General features: G+C 72.0%; 18 protein-coding genes and 1 tRNA gene. 6 read left to right on the plus strand and 13 right to left on the minus strand.

Going from position 1 to position 17,471, the window contains the following annotated elements; all coding sequences use genetic code 11:
• The first annotated feature begins 2 nt into the window (after positions 1 to 2).
• The 3 genes from ACGFZN_RS27065 (at position 3) to ACGFZN_RS27075 (ending at position 2,630) form a co-directional block, all read left to right on the plus strand.
• On the plus strand, positions 3 to 1,178 hold the full coding sequence (locus tag ACGFZN_RS27065; RefSeq protein WP_393861091.1) for an amidohydrolase family protein: 1,176 nt from the start codon (positions 3 to 5) through the stop codon (positions 1,176 to 1,178).
• A gap of 16 nt (positions 1,179 to 1,194) precedes the next feature.
• Positions 1,195 to 1,722 carry an NUDIX hydrolase family protein gene (locus ACGFZN_RS27070; RefSeq protein ID WP_393861251.1) on the plus strand — a complete coding sequence of 176 codons (528 nt, stop codon included), beginning with the start codon at positions 1,195 to 1,197 and terminating at the stop codon, positions 1,720 to 1,722.
• Positions 1,723 to 1,832: 110 nt separating this feature from the next.
• Positions 1,833 to 2,630, plus strand: coding sequence for a hypothetical protein (locus ACGFZN_RS27075; protein ID WP_393861092.1), 798 nt, complete (start codon positions 1,833 to 1,835; stop codon positions 2,628 to 2,630).
• Between the two features lie 795 nt (positions 2,631 to 3,425).
• Here the strand turns inward: ACGFZN_RS27075 and ACGFZN_RS27080 are convergent.
• The gene (locus ACGFZN_RS27080; RefSeq protein ID WP_393861093.1) at positions 3,426 to 3,914 is read right to left on the minus strand and encodes a GNAT family N-acetyltransferase; all 489 of its coding nucleotides are present in this window, start codon (positions 3,912 to 3,914) and stop codon (positions 3,426 to 3,428) included.
• A 506-nt stretch (positions 3,915 to 4,420) separates the two neighbouring features.
• Between ACGFZN_RS27080 and ACGFZN_RS27085 the strand changes: the two genes are divergently transcribed.
• On the plus strand, positions 4,421 to 6,106 hold the full coding sequence (locus tag ACGFZN_RS27085) for a ribonuclease J (RefSeq protein ID WP_393861094.1): 1,686 nt from the start codon (positions 4,421 to 4,423) through the stop codon (positions 6,104 to 6,106).
• Positions 6,107 to 6,971: 865 nt separating this feature from the next.
• Here the strand turns inward: ACGFZN_RS27085 and ACGFZN_RS27090 are convergent.
• Positions 6,972 to 7,045 (minus strand) — tRNA-Pro (locus ACGFZN_RS27090).
• A 133-nt stretch (positions 7,046 to 7,178) separates the two neighbouring features.
• Here ACGFZN_RS27090 and ACGFZN_RS27095 point away from each other — a divergent pair.
• Positions 7,179 to 7,886, plus strand: coding sequence for a transketolase (locus ACGFZN_RS27095; protein ID WP_393861095.1), 708 nt, complete (start codon positions 7,179 to 7,181; stop codon positions 7,884 to 7,886).
• 42 nt (positions 7,887 to 7,928) lie between these two features.
• Positions 7,929 to 8,843 carry a transketolase family protein gene (locus ACGFZN_RS27100; RefSeq protein ID WP_393861096.1) on the plus strand — a complete coding sequence of 305 codons (915 nt, stop codon included), beginning with the start codon at positions 7,929 to 7,931 and terminating at the stop codon, positions 8,841 to 8,843.
• 243 nt (positions 8,844 to 9,086) lie between these two features.
• Here ACGFZN_RS27100 and ACGFZN_RS27105 read toward each other — a convergent pair whose 3' ends face one another.
• From ACGFZN_RS27105 to ACGFZN_RS27155, 11 genes are all read right to left on the minus strand, one after another.
• Positions 9,087 to 10,382 carry an MFS transporter gene (locus tag ACGFZN_RS27105; protein ID WP_393861097.1) on the minus strand — a complete coding sequence of 432 codons (1,296 nt, stop codon included), beginning with the start codon at positions 10,380 to 10,382 and terminating at the stop codon, positions 9,087 to 9,089.
• 82 nt (positions 10,383 to 10,464) lie between these two features.
• A complete protein-coding gene (locus tag ACGFZN_RS27110; RefSeq protein WP_393861098.1) occupies positions 10,465 to 10,824 on the minus strand; it encodes an MmcQ/YjbR family DNA-binding protein in 360 nt (119 codons plus the stop codon).
• Positions 10,825 to 10,854: 30 nt separating this feature from the next.
• A complete protein-coding gene (locus ACGFZN_RS27115; protein ID WP_393861252.1) occupies positions 10,855 to 11,361 on the minus strand; it encodes a GNAT family N-acetyltransferase in 507 nt (168 codons plus the stop codon).
• A gap of 2 nt (positions 11,362 to 11,363) precedes the next feature.
• Complete coding sequence (locus tag ACGFZN_RS27120) at positions 11,364 to 11,933, minus strand: helix-turn-helix domain-containing protein (protein ID WP_393861099.1); 570 nt, start codon at positions 11,931 to 11,933, stop codon at positions 11,364 to 11,366.
• Positions 11,934 to 11,979: 46 nt separating this feature from the next.
• Positions 11,980 to 12,885: a LysR family transcriptional regulator gene (locus ACGFZN_RS27125; RefSeq protein ID WP_393861100.1), complete on the minus strand. Its 906-nt coding sequence runs from the start codon at positions 12,883 to 12,885 to the stop codon at positions 11,980 to 11,982.
• A 31-nt stretch (positions 12,886 to 12,916) separates the two neighbouring features.
• Positions 12,917 to 14,110, minus strand: coding sequence for a glycine C-acetyltransferase (locus tag ACGFZN_RS27130; RefSeq protein ID WP_393861101.1), 1,194 nt, complete (start codon positions 14,108 to 14,110; stop codon positions 12,917 to 12,919).
• Between the two features lie 38 nt (positions 14,111 to 14,148).
• A complete protein-coding gene (gene tdh / locus ACGFZN_RS27135) occupies positions 14,149 to 15,177 on the minus strand; it encodes an L-threonine 3-dehydrogenase (RefSeq protein ID WP_393861102.1) in 1,029 nt (342 codons plus the stop codon).
• A 188-nt stretch (positions 15,178 to 15,365) separates the two neighbouring features.
• Positions 15,366 to 15,941 carry a GAF domain-containing protein gene (locus ACGFZN_RS27140; protein WP_393861103.1) on the minus strand — a complete coding sequence of 192 codons (576 nt, stop codon included), beginning with the start codon at positions 15,939 to 15,941 and terminating at the stop codon, positions 15,366 to 15,368.
• A 73-nt stretch (positions 15,942 to 16,014) separates the two neighbouring features.
• On the minus strand, positions 16,015 to 16,614 hold the full coding sequence (locus tag ACGFZN_RS27145; protein WP_330336652.1) for an ATP/GTP-binding protein: 600 nt from the start codon (positions 16,612 to 16,614) through the stop codon (positions 16,015 to 16,017).
• Complete coding sequence (locus tag ACGFZN_RS27150; RefSeq protein WP_393861104.1) at positions 16,592 to 16,963, minus strand: DUF742 domain-containing protein; 372 nt, start codon at positions 16,961 to 16,963, stop codon at positions 16,592 to 16,594. The genes ACGFZN_RS27145 and ACGFZN_RS27150 overlap by 23 nt, the downstream gene beginning before the upstream one ends.
• A gap of 2 nt (positions 16,964 to 16,965) precedes the next feature.
• A complete protein-coding gene (locus ACGFZN_RS27155; protein ID WP_393861105.1) occupies positions 16,966 to 17,400 on the minus strand; it encodes a roadblock/LC7 domain-containing protein in 435 nt (144 codons plus the stop codon).
• Positions 17,401 to 17,471: the final 71 nt, after the last annotated feature.

The following is a 17,471-nucleotide window of genomic DNA, read 5'->3' on the forward strand; positions in this document are numbered from 1 at the left end:
CCGTGTCCGCGCCGGGACCGGTCCACGAGGCCCTCGCCGAGCTGGAGTTGGTGGACCACCACTGCCACGGCGCGGTGACGGCCGACCTCGCGCCCGAGGAGTTCGCCGCGCTGCTCACCGAGGGCGAGGCGTGGCCCGGCGTGTCCCCCTTCGACACCCCCGCCGGCGTGGCCGTACGCCGGCACTGTGCGCCGCTGCTGGACCTGCCCCGGCACGCTCCCCCGGCCGACTACGCGGCCCGCCGCGCGGCCCTGGGCTGGCGGGAGGTCAACCGGCGCTTCCTGCGCGCCGCGCACGCCGGGGCGTTCCTCGTGGACACCGGCTACGCCCCGCACCCGCTCACCTCCCCCGCCGAGCTGGCCGAGGCCGCCGGCGCCGCCGCGTACGAGGTCGTACGGCTGGAGCAGGTGGCGGAGGCGGTGGCCGCGCGGGGTGTGGAGCCGGGCGAGTACGCCGCCCGCTTCCGCGCGGCCGCCGAGGAGGCCGTGCGCCGGCCGGGCGTGGTGGCGGTGAAGTCGGTGGCCGCCTACCGCACCGGCTTCGCCCTGGACCCGGCGCGCCCGGCGGACGCCGAGGTGACCGAGGCCGCCCGGCACTGGCTCGCGGGCGGCGGCCGGCTCGCCGACCCGGTGCTGGTGCGGCACCTGCTGTGGACCGCCGTCGGCCTCGGCCTGCCCCTTCAGCTGCACACCGGGTTCGGGGACGCCGACCTGCGGCTGCACCACGCCGACCCGGCCCTGCTGACCGACTGGCTGCGCCTGGTCTCCGGCACCGTCCCGGTGCTGCTGCTGCACTGCTGGCCGTACCACCGCCAAGCCGCCTATCTGGCCGCGGTGTTCGAGCACGTGTACCTGGACGTCGGTCTCGCCCTGCACCACACGGGCCCGGCCCGGTGCCGCGCGGTGCTGGAGGAGGCGCTGGAGATCACCCCGTTCCGGAAGCTGCTGTACAGCTCCGACGCGTACGGGGTGGCCGAGTTCCACCACCTGGGCGCCCTGTGCTTCCGGCAGGGGCTCGCCGGTCTGCTCCAGGCCCGTGTCGACGCCGACGAGCTGAGCCTGCCCGACGCCCTGCGGATCGCGGCCTGGACCGGCCGCGACAACGCGCTGCGTCTGTACGGACCGCCCGTATCCGATCCGTCCCGCGATCCCAGCGGGCGCCCCACCCGGAAAGTATGATCAAGCAATGTCTGACATGACCGAGACGACGCCCGGCTGGCTGACCACGGACGAGCTGGAGATGGCCAGGGCCCGGATGCCGATCCTGTACGTCGAGGCCGTGCCCGTGCGCGTGGACGACAGCGGCGAAGTCACCAGCATCGGGCTGCTGCTGCGGATCGGCCCGGACGGGACCGTCAGCCGGACCCTGGTCTCCGGCCGCGTGCTGCACCACGAGCGGGTCCGCGACGCCCTGCTGCGCCATCTGGAGAAGGACCTCGGCCCGGTCGCGCTGCCCCGCATCCCCGCCTCGCTGCAGCCCTTCACCGTCGCGGAGTACTTCCCCACGGCGGGCATCACGCCGTACCACGACCCGCGCCAGCACGCGGTGTCCCTCGCCTACATCGTCCCGGTCACCGGCGACTGCCGCCCCCGGCAGGACGCGCTGGACCTCGTCTGGTTCAGCCCGCAGGAGGCGGCCTCCCCGGCCGTCCAGAGCGAGATGCCGGGCGGGCACGGGGTCCTGCTGAAGCAGGCGCTGGCGCACGTGGGTCTGGCGTACTGACGCGAGCGGCGCCCGACTCGCCGATCATGGCAACAGCAGCACCAGAAGCCCCAAAAACTCTGGCAAAGGGGGCTGGGGAAAGGGCAGTCGGGCGTGCGAGGGTGCGGGCCATGAGCACAGAGCACGTCCTCGATCACCGGCCGAGCGGCCGCGCACGCGCGCGCATACGCGAGAGCGCGAACAAGGTGCCGGAGGTCACCGTCTACTTCTGGATCATCAAGGTCCTCACCACCGGCATGGGCGAGACCGCCTCCGACTTCCTCGCCCATCTGCTGGGCCCGATCCCCGCGGTCGGCCTCGGCGGCCTCGCGTTCGCGGCGTCGCTCGTGCTCCAGTTCGCGGTACGCCGGTACGTGGCCTGGATCTACTGGACGGCGATCGTCATGGTCAGCGTCTTCGGCACGATGGCCGCTGACGTGCTGCACGTGGGCCTCGGCGTCCCGTACACCCTGTCCACCCCGCTGTTCCTGATCGCCCTGGCCGCCGTCTTCGCCCTCTGGTACGCCACCGAGCGCACCCTGTCCATCCACTCCATCCGCACCCGGCGCCGGGAGTGCTTCTACTGGGCGGCCGTCCTCGCCACGTTCGCGCTGGGCACCGCCGCGGGCGACCTCACCGCGACGATCGGCCTCGGCTACCTGGGCTCGGTCGTCCTGTTCGCCGTGGCGATCTGCGTCCCGGCCGTCACGCACCGCGCCGGCCTGCTGGGCGCGGTGACCGCGTTCTGGACGGCGTACGTCGTCACGCGTCCGCTCGGCGCGTCCCTGGCCGACTGGATGGCCCTGCCGGGCGGGCGCGGCGGCCTCGGCTGGGGTCTGGGCCCGGTGACCCTGTCCTGGACGGTGGCGATCGTCGGGTTCGTGGCGTTCCTGGCGATGTCGCGGCGGGACACCGAGCCCGCCCTCTGAGCCGGCCGCGAATACCGAAAAGGCCGTCTTCTCGCTTGTGAGAAGACGGCCTCCGACCGCTGTGGAGCCGGTCTGGACGACAGGATTTGAACCTGCGACCCCTTGACTCCCAGAAGTGTGGTGCACCTGGATTATCTACGCCTACAAGACGAATTCCCGGCGGCACTTTGCGTGCCCTGAGACCTGTGCCGTTGGACATCGCGCAGGCCGTGTGGTCCCCAACTGGTCCCCACGACCAAGATGGGGACGAGGCTCGAGGACGCCAGCCGCCCTCTCTGGCTACCCGGGGCCGGCAAACGTCCGGGTTCTCCGCCCCCGGATCTGCCGGACCCAGAACGATCTCCTGCCAGCACGATCCGGTGCAGGGGGGCGTTGGCCTGACGGTCGCCGCCGACGATTGAGGCGACGCTCCTGCCGACTGCCCGACGAACGCTCGACAGGGGGCCGACCAACCCGTTTTCCCCAATGGCCGCAAACCTCCCCCAGCACGCTGTCACCTCTTGGACAGCTTCGGGGTATCCGCTGAAGACACAGGTTCACCCACCGGCTCCAGTCGCTCGGAAGACGGTTCACCAGCACCATGGCCCGGCAAATGGGCTGGGAACGCGTGCCGATTGCGATGGCTCTGGGAGTGCCGGGGGTGAGGAATTCACCGGGAGGGGGCAGGCCGCCGACGCAGGCGATCGCCACGCCAGGGCAGAGGAGACGGCACACACGGAGCGCGCGGCGTCGAACGGTTCTGCAAGCCGGCCACCATGCAGGCGAAGCCGGTGCCCCGCCAACCGGCACACCGCGTCATCCCGAAGGAATGCGAAACTCGAATTCGGGACGGTCCCACGGCACGGCGGGCGGGTTCGCGAACGCGGTTCCGGTCCGCACCGCACCGACACGGTGGTAGAAGCCCTCGGCGGGAAGGTGCGACACGACCTTGAGACGGTCGATCCCGGCGGCACGGGCCTCGGACTGCATGTGCGCGACGAGTAGCCGTCCAATACCCCGCCCTTGCACGTCGTCGGCGACGAACAGCAGGTCGAGCTCGGGTGGAGCGAGGACGAGCGAGTAGAACCCGAGGACCCGCCCCCCGTGCTCGCCGGCGCCGACGGCCACAAAGGCGCGGTGGGCTTCGATGTAATCAGGACCGACCCGGTAGCCCGCGACTGCGGCTGCGTACTTGCCCTCGTAGGCGCCTGAACCACGCACGAGCCGCGTAAGCCGTTTCGCATCCCGCGCGACGGCCCTCCGTATCGTGATCGACTGGCTGACCGGGGAAGTCCGTGAACTCATCGGGAGAGTATTTCGCACTGGGGAGTACCTTCGTTCGGCGGGTCGGCTGCTCGGGCAGGCGTTCCCGCACCGCTTCCGGGAACCGCTCGTCGCAGGCCCCGATCTGCCACGTCACTGCCGCCGAAACGGCCGCCCGCCGGCAGCGGCGCTTCGGGGGCACCGCCATCTGTCTGCCGGCGAAGGAAGCTGCCTCGGGGGCCCTCCCAGCCCACTTGCTCCTGAGCGCCGACGGCACCCGCGTCTCGACTACTCCGAGTGGACCAGTGCCGCGGCCCACCGGGAGCCAGCGAACGCCGGAAAACACGCCAGGGCGCACGAGATCGTCTCCAGCGCTGCCGAATGGTTCGGCCAGGGAAGGTGGCGCCGCTTTCACCACTCCCTGTTCCGGCCGCCGGCATGCTCCGATCGGTGCCGAGGCACCCACTGCGGGTGCCCTGCTCCGTCGGAAAGACGAGATCACACAGGCAATGGATCACCCTGTCCCGCTCACCGGGTACCGTCAGGGTATGAGTCATCCACACCCCGAGCTGAAAGCCGCGCCGCCCCTTCCCGAAGGAGGGCTGCGGGTCATCGCCCTGGGCGGCCTGGGTGAGATCGGCCGCAACATGACCGTCTTCGAGCACGCGGGCAAGCTGCTCATCGTCGACTGCGGCGTGCTGTTTCCCGAGGAAACTCAGCCCGGGGTGGACGTGATCCTGCCGGACTTCACCTCGATCCGGGACCGGCTGGACGACGTCGTGGCCGTGGTCCTCACCCACGGCCACGAGGACCACATCGGCGGCGTGCCGTACCTGCTGCGCGAGCGGTCCGACATCCCGGTCGTCGGTTCCAAGCTGACGTTGGCGTTCCTGGAGGCCAAGCTCAAGGAACACGGCATCCGGCCGCGCACGGTGCGGGTGCGGGAGGGCGACCGGCGCGGCTTCGGGCCCTTCGACTGCGAGTTCGTGGCGGTCAACCACTCCATCCCCGCCAGCCTCGCGGTCGCGATCCGCACCCGGGCCGGAATGGTGCTGCACACCGGCGACTTCAAGATGGACCAGTTCCCCCTCGACGACCGCATCACCGATCTGCGCGCCTTCGCCCGCCTCGGCGAGGAGGGCGTGGACCTGTTCCTCACCGACTCCACCAACGCCGAAGTACCCGGCTTCACCACCTCCGAGCGAGAGCTGAACCCGGCGATCGAGCAGGTGATGCGCACCGCGCCGCGCCGGGTCATCGTCTCCAGCTTCGCCAGCCACGTGCACCGCATCCAGCAGATCCTGGACGCCGCCCACCAGCACGGCCGCAAGGTCGCCTTCGTCGGCCGGTCGATGGTCCGCAACATGGGCATCGCCCGTGACCTGGGCTATCTGAAGGTCCCCTCCGGTCTGGTCGTGAGTACGAAAGAGCTGGAGAAGCTCCCGGACCACAAGATCACTCTGGTGTGCACCGGCTCCCAGGGCGAACCCATGGCCGCGCTGTCACGCATGGCCAACCGCGACCACATGATCCGCATCGGCAAGGACGACACCGTCCTGCTCGCCAGCTCCCTCATCCCCGGCAACGAGAACGCCATCTACCGGGTGATCAACGGACTCACCCGGTGGGGCGCCCACGTGGTCCACAAGGGCAACGCCAAGGTGCACGTCTCCGGGCACGCCAGCGCCGGCGAACTCGTCTACTGCTACAACATCGTCAAACCTCGCAACGTCATGCCCGTGCACGGCGAATGGCGCCACCTGAGGGCCAACGCCGACCTCGCCATCCGTACCGGTGTCGACCCCGAACGGGTCGTCATCGCCGAGGACGGCGTCGTCATCGACCTGGTCGACGGGCGCGCGTCCATCACCGGCAAGGTCCCCGCCGGCAACGTCTACGTGGACGGCATGGAAGTCGGCGGCGCCACCGAAGCGTCGCTCAAGGACCGCCTCACCCTCGCCGCCGAAGGCGTGGTCACGGTGGTGGCGATCGTCGACGCGGACACCGGCGCCCTCGCCGAGGCCCCCGACTTCCTGGCCCGCGGCTTCGTGCACGACGACGCCACCTTCGAGCCGGTCATCCCCGTCATCGAGAAGACCCTGGCCACCGCGGCCGAGGAAGGCGTCGGGGACGCGCGCCAACTCGAACAGCTCCTCGCCCGCGCCGTGGCGAACTGGGCGTTCCGCACCCACCGCCGCAAGCCCCTCATCATCCCCGTCATCATCGACGCCTGAGCCACAGCCCGGCAGCACGGTCCCCGTTCCGGCCGGGGTGGCAACGCACGCCACATGATGAGTCATAGGAATCATGCCTGGTCGGCCCAGTGCGGAGAAACTACAGGGCAGACCTCGTTTCTCGGCCCACCGGGCGAGCCCTCCGAAACCCAGAGCGTCAAACGAGCGTCATGGCCGATCAGTCCCAACCAGCCTCACGAAGTGGCCGGCCCGCTCGGCCACAGACATGAGCGCACTTCGTCGTGGTCACCGCAGGCGTGACGCCCAATGACATTCCCCCGCCCATGACCATCGTCTTCAGATGGCCGAGGAGTGTTGGACCAAGCTCTTCTCGTGCCCTGCGGTGGGCAACACTCCTTGGCCGCTGCGAGCAGCCTGGCTACTGCCATGACAAGCACGCGACGGCTGCGGAGGGTGCGGGCGTAGGATACAGCGACTTGGACATACCCGGGTCCGACGAGCTTGCCCCTCTCACCAGCGTCCGAGCCGTATTCGTCCAACGACGCAGCACAACGCCCCTGTCCTATGACGCTGCCTGGCGGCGGGCCCGCCTGGACCGTTGTCCCGACGAAATGGTCTATCGACTCCACGGCCACCAAGCCGTCAGCCTCCGATCAGGCGTCCAGCGCTGGGGCGCCCTGCGGCCCGCCCAATAGCGACGAGCCGACCGACCGGCGTCAGTGACAGGGCGGGAAGCACACACGCACCTTTGCCCTGTCGCGCAGGGCTGCATGGCCCACCCTGACTGAGTCAAGGTGGGCTTTGGCCGTGTTCAAGCGGACTGGTCCCCAACAGGTTCCCGAAAATGATCAAAAGGCCACTCCAGATCTCTCTGAAATGGCCTCTGACCTGCGACTTCGCAAAGTCGGGACGACAGGATTTGAACCTGCGACCCCTTGACCCCCAGTCAAGTGCGCTACCAAGCTGCGCCACGTCCCGGCGCCGTTTGACCTGGGGTTTCCCCGGTCGAAACGCGCAGGGAAACAATACCGCACTCGGCTTGGTGGTCGCGCGTCACTTTCCCGCTCGGCCCGCTTGACCTCAAGTTTGGTTGAGGTTGCACGCTCGTGACATGAAGATCGCAGCGAACACGAGCCGGGCCTACGGCTACGACGACCTGCCCGGCCTGATGAGCCTGATGACCGGCGACGAGAAGCACGGGCCGGCGGCCACCTCCACCCTCGACGTGCTGTGGGTGCTCTACGACCGGGTGCTCCGGGTGACGCCGGAGCGGCAGGACGATCCGGCCCGGGACCGGTTCCTGCTGAGCAAGGGGCACGGGCCGATGGCGTACTACGCGGTGCTGGCCGCGAAGGGCTTCGTGCCGGTGGACTGGCTGCCCGGCTTCGGCTCGTACGACTCCCCGCTCGGACACCACCCGGACCGGGTGCTGGTGCCCGGCGCCGAGATCGGCAGCGGCTCGCTCGGGCACGGGCTGCCGATCGCGGTGGGCAGCGCGCTGGGGCTGCGGGCACAGGGACTGCACGAGCCGGCGGTCTGGGTGCTGATCGGGGACGCCGAGCTGGACGAGGGCAGCAACCACGAGGCGATCGCCTTCGCCGGGCCCGCCGGGCTGGAGCGGCTGCACACGGTCGTGGTCGACAACTCCTCCGCCAGCCACGCCCGGCCCGGCGGGATCACCGCGCGCTTCGAGGCGGCGGGCTGGTCGGCGGTGAGCGTCGACGGACGCGATCACGAGGCGCTGTACGCCGCGTTCACCGCACCGCATCCCGGGCGCCCGCACGTGGTCGTGGCCCGCGTCGAGCCGAAGAACGCCTGAGTCCCGTCTCCCTGATCCCGACTTCTGGAAAGGCACACCCCGATGGACACCATGCGTGACCGTTTCGCCCCCGTCGTCTCCCGGCTGCTGGACGAGGACCCGCGCGTCGCGGTGGTCCTCGCCGAGATCGGCAAGGACGCCTTCCACGAGGCCATGGCCCGGCATCCGGACCGGGTGATCAACGTCGGCATCCGCGAGCAGCTGCTCGTCGGCGCGGCGGCGGGGCTGGCGCTGACCGGGCTGCGGCCCGTGGTGCACACCTTCGCCAGCTTTCTCGTGGAGCGGCCGTTCGAGCAGGTCAAGCTGGACCTCGGGCACCAGGGCACCGGGGCGGTGCTGGTGAGCGCGGCCGCCTCCTTCGACTGGCCGGCCGGCGGCTACACGCACATGGCCCCCGGCGACGTGGCGCTCCTCGACACGCTGGACGGCTGGACCGTGCATGTGCCGGGGCATCCGGACGAGGCCGAGACACTGCTGCGCCATGCCGTCGCCGCGGGCGACGACAAGGTCTACGTACGGCTGTCCGTGCAGGCCAACCAGCAGGGCCGGCTCGTCGACGGCGAGCACATGGTCGCGGTCCGCGAGGGCCGCGGGGGCGTCGTCGTCGCCGTGGGCCCGGTGCTGGACGCTGTCCTCGCCGCGACGGAGGGGCTGGACGTGACCGTCCTGTACGCGACGACCGTACGGCCCTTCGACGCGGCCGGTCTGCGCCGGGCCACCGAGGCGGCGGGCACCGACGTCGTCCTGGTCGAGCCGTATCTCGCGGGCACGTCGACGCGCGCGGTGAGCGAGGCCCTGGCCGATGTGCCGCACCGGGTGCTCGGCCTCGGCGTGGGCCGCCGCGAGCTGCGCCGCTACGGCACGATCGAGGAGCACGTGGCCGCGCACGGGCTGAACCCAGAGTCCTTGCGCGAGCGGATCGCCGCGTTCACGACGCCCACGCACCGGGCCGATTGAGCGCCGCGCGCGACTGCGGGTCCGTGCCCCGCGCCCCTAGGGGGTTGCAGTCGCCGCATCCGCCTCCGCGCCGCAGCCTGCGGGCAGTCGTGCCTCCCCCAGTGCCTCAAGGGCCTGGGAGGACCCCCAGGCGGCACGGGTGGGCGCAGGCGGCACCCGGGCAGTGCCGCGCAAGCGACGCCACCCCCGGCCGGCACCAGCGCAGGGCCCACCCAGCACAGGGCACCCACACGCACCCGGCGCTCACCGTGCGGGCGCACCCGCACCCGCGTCCGCCCGCACCAGGTCCCGTATCGCCGGAACCGCGAGCAGCGCCACCGCCACCGCCACGCTGACCGCGGCGGACATCAGCAGCACGTGCCCGGCGCCGAACGCGCCCGCGGCCGGGCCCGCGAGGGCCTGGCCAGCCGGCATCATGGCGAGGGAGCCGGCCACGTCGTAGGCGTGGATGCGGTTGAGGACGTCGGGCGGGACCTGGGTCTGCACGCTGGTCGCCCACATCACGCCCCAGAACGACATCCCGGCGCCCGCCACGGCCGCCCCGGCCGACATCGCCGGCACCCCGAGACCGGCGCCGACGGCCGCGGGGAAGCCGAAGAAGGCGAAGAGGGACAGCGCGCCGGCGCGGAGCATGCGGCGGGGCCGCAGCCGCAAGGCCAGCAGGCCGCCGACGACGGTGCCCGCGCCGAGGGCGGAGTTGACCAGGCCGTAGGCGCCGGGGCCGTGCCGCTGGACGACCTCGGTGGCCACGAGCGGGACGGTCGGACCCCAGACGGCGATCATGTAGAGACACCAGACGGCGATCACGCCCCACAGCCAGGTGCGGGCCCGGAACTCCCGCCACCCCTGGACCAGATCGGCCCTGAAGGCCCGCATCCCGCGGCCGGTGGCGGCGCGGACGCCCTCGGGCAGCGGGGGCAGCCGGAGCAGCAGCAGGCACAGCGCGCTGGTCGCGTAGGTGCCCGCGTGCGCGGCGAACACCCCGCCGGGCGAGGCGAGACCGACGAGCAGACCGGCGACGGCCGGGCCGGCCAGCTGGGCGGCGGACTCGGCGATGCGGATGGCGCCGTTCGCGCCCTGGATGTCGGCGGCCAGCCGGGGCACCGTACTGGCCACGCCCGGCTGGAACACCGCGCCCGCCACGCCGTTGACGAATCCGATCGCGCAGATCTGCCAGAGCACCACGTGCCCGGCGAAGAACAGGCCCGCGGCGAGGGACTGGGTGACGAGCCGGACGAGATCGGCGCCGATCATCAGCCTGCGGGTGCTGAACCGGTCGGCGATGACCCCGCCGAAGACGACGAGTCCGGCGAACGCGGCCGCCGTCGAGGCCATGGCGAGGCCGACCGCGCCCGCGCCGTACCCGTGTTCCAGCAGGCCTGCGGCGAGGGCCACGGGCAGCATGGTGTCGCCGAGGCGGGCGACGGCACGGGCGACGAAGAACAGGGCGAAGTCCCGGGACCACACGGCCCGGTCGCCGGACCCGGCGCCGCGCGCCTCGCGCGTGGTGATGTCGTGCCGTGCGTCCGTTCCCGTCATCGGATGCTCCCTCCCCGCCGCCGTGCCCCGGCCCCCGCCGCGCGGGATCATGCCACGCCCGGCCCGAGCGCACGGGGCATTTTCACTCCCCGGGCGGCAGCCCCAACTCGGGGTGGTCCTCCAGGAGTCGGGGCGGGGCGGCCTGCCGCCAGGAGTCGGTGAGGATGTCCCGTAGTTCGTCCTCGTCGTCCAGGGCGGCGAGTCTCGCTCTGACCCAGGCGAACTGGGCCTCGTGGCCGGCGATCCAGAACTTCTCCGGTTCGGCCAGGACCAGTTCGTCGCGCTCCTCCTTGGGGCAGCGCACGGCGATGGACGTCTCGTCCTCGGGCAGGGTCGCGAACATCTTCCCGGCCACCCGGAACGTGGGCATGCTCCAGGCGGTCTTCTCCGTGGTGTCCGGCAGGGACAGGGCGATACGGCGTACGTCTTCTGCGTCCGGCATGACACGCACCGTAGCCCGCACCACTGACAGTCAGCCGCCGAGCCGCTTGTAGTACAGCGTCGTCGGCCGCAGCTCGCCCGTGGGGGACGCCGCGTAGTCGGGGATGACACCGGCCCGGGTCCAGCCGGCCGAGCGGTACAGGCGCTCGGCGGGGCTGCCGGTCTCGGTGTCGAGGTGGAGCAGGGTGATGCCGGCGGCGTCCTCGGCGGTGGCGAGGAGGCGGCGGCCGAGTCCCCGCCCGCGCGCGGAGCGGTGCACCATCAGCTTGACCAGTTCCGCGCGGTGGCGGCTGTTCGGCTTGCCGGGGTGGGCGAGGCTCACGGTGCCGGCCGTCCGCTCGGTGTGGTCGAGGGCCGCCCAGACCGCGAGCCGGCCCGCCGCGGCCGCCTCGGCCCGCTCCCGCCACCAGGCGGCGGCCTCCTCGTGGCCGAGCGGGGCGAGGAAGCCGACCGAGGCGCCGCCGGCCACGGTGTCGGCGAGCAGTTCCGCCAGCTCCCCCGCCCGCTGCCGTATCCGCGCGCCGTTCCAGCGTTCGATTCTCACGGCCGGACCACCGCCAGCGCGTAGCGGGTCTCGACGGGGCCGGCGCAGCGGAACCGGGTCGGGCCGAAGACCCGCATCCGCAGGCAGTCGCCGGTGTCCAGGTGGTGCACCTGGTCGGCGTCGGTCACCTCCAGCGCGCCGTCGAGCACCCACAGGTGCTGTTCCAGGCCGGCCACGGGAGGGCGGTCGTAGGCGATGTCGGCGCCCGGTGCCAGGCGGCTCTCCACCAGTTCGCCGCGCAGTCCGGGGTGCGGCGGCGACACCGACCGGCGGACGAACCCGGAGCCCGGATCCTGCCAGGTCTGCTGGTCGGCGGCCCTGACCAGCGGCGCGGGCGCCGCCTCGACCTCGCTGAGCAGCTGGGACATGGTGCGCCCGTAGACCTGGCAGAGCCGGTTCAGCTGGGCGGCGGTGGGGCTGGTCTCGGCGCGTTCGGCCCGCGACAGGGTCGACCGGCTCAGTCCGCTGCGTTCGGCCAGCTCGCCCAGGGACCAGCCGTGCCGGGCGCGCAGTTCGGCGAGCCGGGCGCCGAGCCGGCTGTCGAGGGCTTCCTCGTCGCTTCTCATCTACGGGACGGTATCCCTGATATGAGACGAGCGCGTTACGGAGACCTCACGCCTCCCGCGCGGCCTGTTCCAGCGCCTCCAGGACTTGGCGGATCAGCGGGTGCCCCTCGGCGCCGCGCCGTACGGCGGCGAAGACGCGGCGGGTGGGGGCCACGCCGTCGACGGGGCGTACGACGACGCCGGCGAGGTCCATGCCGCTCAGCGCCGAGCGGGGTACGAGGGCCACGCCCGCGTCGGCCGAGGCGAGGGCGACGACGGCGCGGAAGTCGTCGGAGGAGTGCTCAAGGCGGGGCTGGAACCCGGCGGTCTCGCAGGCGAGGACCACCACGTCGTGGCAGGGGTTGCCGGGGTACGGGCCGATCCAGGGGTCCTTGGCCAGCTCGGCGAGGGGAACCTCCGCGGTGTCCGCGAGGCGGTGGCCGACGGGGACGACGGCGTCGAACGGCTCGGCGTAGAGCGGGACATGGGTGAGCCGGGGGTCGTCGGCGGGCGGGGCGCCCCGGTACTCCACGGCGACGGCCACGTCGACCTGCCGGTCCAGCACCATGGGCAGGCTCGCGTCGCCCTCGGCGTCCTGGACGCGGATCCGTATGCCGGGCGCGGTGTGGGCGAGCCGGGCCACGGCGGGCGCCACGACCTGGGCGATGCCGGTGGCGAAGGCGGCCACGGTGACCGTGCCCGCCTCGCCCGAGCCGTAGGCGGCCAGCTCGGCCTCGGCCCGCTCCAGCTGGGCGAGGACGGCGTTGGTGTGGCTGAGCAGGATCTCGCCGGCCGGGGTGAGCCGTACGCCCTTGGCGCTGCGCTCGACCAGCCGGTGGCCGGTCTCCTGCTCCAGGGCCGTCAGCTGCTGGGAGACGGCCGAGGGGGTGAGGTAGAGCGCGGCGGCCGCCGCGGTGACCGTGCGGTGGTCGGCCACCGCACGGAGGATGTGGAGCCGCCGTGCCTCGATCATGCGGTCAATTATCCCAGGGGGTCCGGGCTGCTCAGGCCTCCAGCTCGGCGCGCGCGGCCACGAAGGCGTCGACCGCGCGGTCGACGTCCTCGGTGGAGTGCGCGGCGGACAGCTGGACGCGGATGCGGGCCTGGCCCTGCGGGACGACCGGGTAGGAGAAGCCGATCACGTACACGCCGCGCTCGAGCAGCAGCTCGGCCATGCGGCCCGCCCTGGCCGCGTCGCCGATCATCACCGGCGCGATGGCGTGGTCGCCGGGCAGGACGTCGAAGCCCTCCTCGGTCATCCGGCGGCGGAAGAGGGCGGTGTTCTCGGCGAGGCGGACGCGCAGGTCGTCGGCGGACTCCAGCAGGTCGAGGACCTTCAGGGAGGCGGCGGCGATCACCGGGGCGAGGGTGTTGGAGAACAGGTACGGCCGGGACCGCTGGCGCAGCAGGGCGACGATCTCGGCGCGGGCGGCGACATAGCCGCCGGAGGCGCCGCCGAGGGCCTTGCCGAGGGTGCCGGTGACGATGTCGACTCGGTCCATGACGCCGTGGAGCTCGGGGGTGCCGCGGCCGGTGGGGCCGACGAAGCCGACGGCGTGCGAGTCGTCGACCATGACCATCGCGTCGTAGCGGTCGGCGAGGTCGCAGATCTCGCGCAGCGGCGCCACATAGCCGTCCATGGAGAAGACGCCGTCGGTGACGATCAGCCGGCGCCGGGCGTCGGACGCCTCCTTCAGCTTCGCCTCCAGGTCGGCGAGGTCCCGGTTGGCGTACCGGTAGCGGCGGGCCTTGGACAGGCGGATGCCGTCGATGATGGAGGCGTGGTTGAGGGCGTCGGAGATCACCGCGTCCTCCTCGCCGAGCAGCGTCTCGAAGACACCGCCGTTGGCGTCGAAGCAGGAGGAGTACAGGATCGTGTCCTCCTGGCCGAGGAACGCCGACAGGCGCGCCTCCAGCTCCTTGTGGACCTCCTGGGTGCCGCAGATGAAGCGGACGGAGGCCATGCCGTAGCCCCAGCGGTCCAGTGCGGCGTGGGCGGCGGCGATCACCTCGGGGTGGTCGGCGAGGCCCAGGTAGTTGTTGGCGCAGAAGTTGAGGACCTCGCCGGGGCGGCCGCCGGCGGTGACCTCGACGGTCGCGGACTGCGGGGTGCCGATGACCCGCTCGGGCTTGTGCAGTCCGGCGGCGCGGATCTCGTCGAGGGTGGCGCGCAGGTCGTCGCGTACGGTGTCGAACATGGGGGTGCTCTCCTGAAGGTGCTTGCGGATGACGGGAGTTACGCGGTCCAGTCGAGGATGACCTTGCCGCCCCTGCCGCTCGCCGCGTCGTCGAACGCGGCCTCGAAGTCGCGGTAGCCGTACCGGCCGGTGATCACGGGCGCGAGGTCCAGGCCGCCCTCCAGCAGCACCGACATCGCGTACCAGGTCTCGAACATCTCGCGGCCGTAGATGCCCTTGATGGTGATCATCGAGGTGACGATCCGGGCCCAGTCGACCGGAAACTCCTGCGCGGGCAGACCCAGCATGGCGATCCGGCCGCCGTGCGTCATGTTGGCGATCATGTCCCGCATGGCCTCGGGGCGGCCGGACATCTCCAGGCCGATGTCGAAGCCCTCGCGCAGCCCCAGTTCGCGCTGCCCCTCGGCGATGGTGGTCTCGGCGACGTTCAGGGCGAGGCTCACGCCGATCTTGCGGGCCAGTTCCAGGCGCTCCGCGCTGACGTCGGTGATGACGACGTTGCGCGCGCCGGCGTGCCGGGCGACGGCGGCGGCCATCAGACCGATCGGTCCGGCGCCGGTGATCAGCACGTCCTCGCCGACGAGCGGGAAGGACAGCGCGGTGTGCACGGCGTTGCCGAACGGGTCGAAGATGGCGGCGACGTCGAGGTCGACGGGCACCCGGTGGACCCACACGTTGGTGGCGGGCAGGGCGACGTACTCGGCGAACGCGCCGTCCCGGCCGACGCCGAGGCCGACGGTGGCCCGGCACAGGTGGCGGCGCCCGGCCAGGCAGTTGCGGCACTTGCCGCACACCAGGTGCCCCTCGCCGCTGACCCGGTCCCCGATGCGGATGTCGGTCACGTCCCGGCCGGTCTCGACGACCTGCCCGACGAACTCGTGTCCGAGCACGAGCGGCGTGCGGATCGCCTGCTGCGCCCAGCCGTCCCAGGCCCGGATGTGCAGGTCGGTGCCGCAGATACCGGTGCGCATGACCTTGATCAGTACGTCACCCGGACCGATCTCGGGCTCCGGGACGTCCGTCAGCCGGAGTCCCGGCTCCGCCTTGTCCTTGACCAGCGCCTTCACGCGTGCGGCTCCTGTGGGTGAGGTCCCGGGTCAGCGGGCGGACGTACACGGCCCGCACCGGGTCAGAGGGGTGGAATCACCCTGCAATCTGCCGTATGCGCGCCTCGCGGGTCCATCGAGCTTTTCTTAACCGCCGCCTCAGCTTTCCTTCACGCCGCCGGCGCCGCGGGCGCGGGCGTGCCGGGGCGTCACAGCGGCAGCCCGTCCCCGGTGCTCCGTTCGAGGCGTACGACGAGGTCGGCGGCGAGCGCCTTGATGGTCTCCAGGCCCGAGCGGCCCCAGGCCCGCGGTTCGGTGCCGGCCGCGCACACGGTGCCGAGCGCCATGCCGGAGCTGTCGATGAGCGGGGCGCCGAGGTAGGAGTGGATGCCGTACTCGTCCACGACCGGGTTCCCGGCGAACCGCGGATAGTCGCGGACGTCCTCCAGCACGAGTGCCTTGCGGCGCACCACGACATGGGGGCAGAACCCGTGCCGGCGCGACAGCACCCGGCCGAACTCCGGCCGCGTGCCGTCCTCCCGCAGGAACGGCGGTACGGCGGGGACGCACAGGCCCGCGAAGAACTGGTGCTCCTCGCCGACGAAGTTGACCATGGCGTACGGAGCGCCGGTGAGGCGGGCGAGATGCTCCGCGAAGGCGTCCAGCGCCGGGTCGGGACGGTCGGCCAGGCCGAGCAGGCGCAGCCGGTGGACGCGGGCGGGGGCCTCCTTGTCCTCGGGGGTGAGCAGCAGACCCCGGACCGGACGGGGCGGCTCGTAGGTCATGGCCTTGCTCCTGGCCGGGCTGCGTCGCTGTGGGCGTACCTCATGGGGGAACTCCGTGGGCGGTAGGGCGGTTTCACATGTGCGCGCCGTGGCTCGGCGCGGGCGCCGGGGCGTGGGCGAGCAGATGGCGTACGAGGGTGAGCAGGGTCTGGACCCCCGAGCTGGAGATCCGGGCGTCGCAGCGGACGACGGGGATCTCGGGGTCGAGGTCGATGGCGGCGCGCACCTCCTCGGTGTCGTAGCGGTACCCGCCGTCGAACTCGTTGACGGCGACGATGAAGCCGAGTCCGCGTTCCTCGAAGAAGTCCACGGCGGCGAAGCAGTCCTGCAGGCGGCGGGTGTCGGCGAGGATCACCGCGCCGAGCGCGCCCTCCGACAGCTCGTCCCACATGAACCAGAACCGCTCCTGCCCCGGGGTGCCGAACAGGTACAGCACATGGTCCGGATCGAGGGTGATCCGGCCGAAGTCCATGGCGACCGTCGTCTCCATCTTGTTCTCGACGCCGTCGAGACTGTCCGTGCCGACGCTGACCGTGGTGAGCAGCTCCTCCGTGCTGAGCGGCGCGATCTCGCTGACCGCGCCCACGAAGGTCGTCTTGCCGACCCCGAACCCGCCCGCCACCAGGATCTTCAGTGCGGTCGGGAACGGGTCAGAGCTGTCGTCGTAGTCCATCGAGCACTGCCTCCAGCAGAGACCGGTCAGTGGGTGTGTGGTGGAAGGCGGGGGGTTTGGTGGTCAGCGCCCCGCAGTCGACGAGGTCCGAGAGCAGCACCTTGGTGACCACGGCGGGCAGTTTCAGATGCGCGGCGATCTCGGCGACCGAGACGGGCCCCCGGCACAGCTCGAGCGCCTGGGCGTGTTCGGGGCCGAGATAGCCGAGCGGGGTGACGCCGGTGGCCATCACCTGCGACATCAGGTCCAGCGCGACGCTGGGCTCGGTGCGTCCGTTGCTGACCGTGAACGGGCGCACCAGCCGCCCGGCCGCGTCGTCCAGCCAGGGCCCGTCGCCGGCTGCGGCCACGCTCAAGGCCTCGTCGCCGTGGGTTCGACGGCGTGCTGCCGGGGGGCGGTCACCAGGTACGGCCGGACGCTCTTGACGAGCATCGCCATCTCGTAGCCGAGCACGGCGGCGTCGGCCTCGCGTCCGGCGAGCACGGCGAGACAGGTGCCGGAGCCGGCGGTGGTGACGAACAGCAGGGTCGAGTCGAGTTCGACGACGACCTGGCGGACGTCCCCGCCGTCGCCGAACCGGACGCCCGCGCTGCGGCCGAGGGAGTACAGGCCCGATGCCAGGGCCGCCATGTGGTCGGCGCTGTCGACGTCCAGGCCGTGCACGGACTTCACCAGCCCGTCGCAGGACAGCAGCACCGCGCTGGAGGTGTGCGGTACGCGCTGCACGAGGCCGCTCAGCAGCCAGTCGAGGTCGGCGTGGGCGGTGGTCGGCGCATCGCTCGCCATGGTGGATCGACTCCTTGGGGTACGAAGGTCTGCGGGAGCGCTGGGATGGGGGGCACGCGGTCGGAGGTGGG

The sequence above is a fragment of the Streptomyces sp. NPDC048192 genome (assembly GCF_043202415.1).
GTDB lineage: Bacteria > Actinomycetota > Actinomycetes > Streptomycetales > Streptomycetaceae > Streptomyces.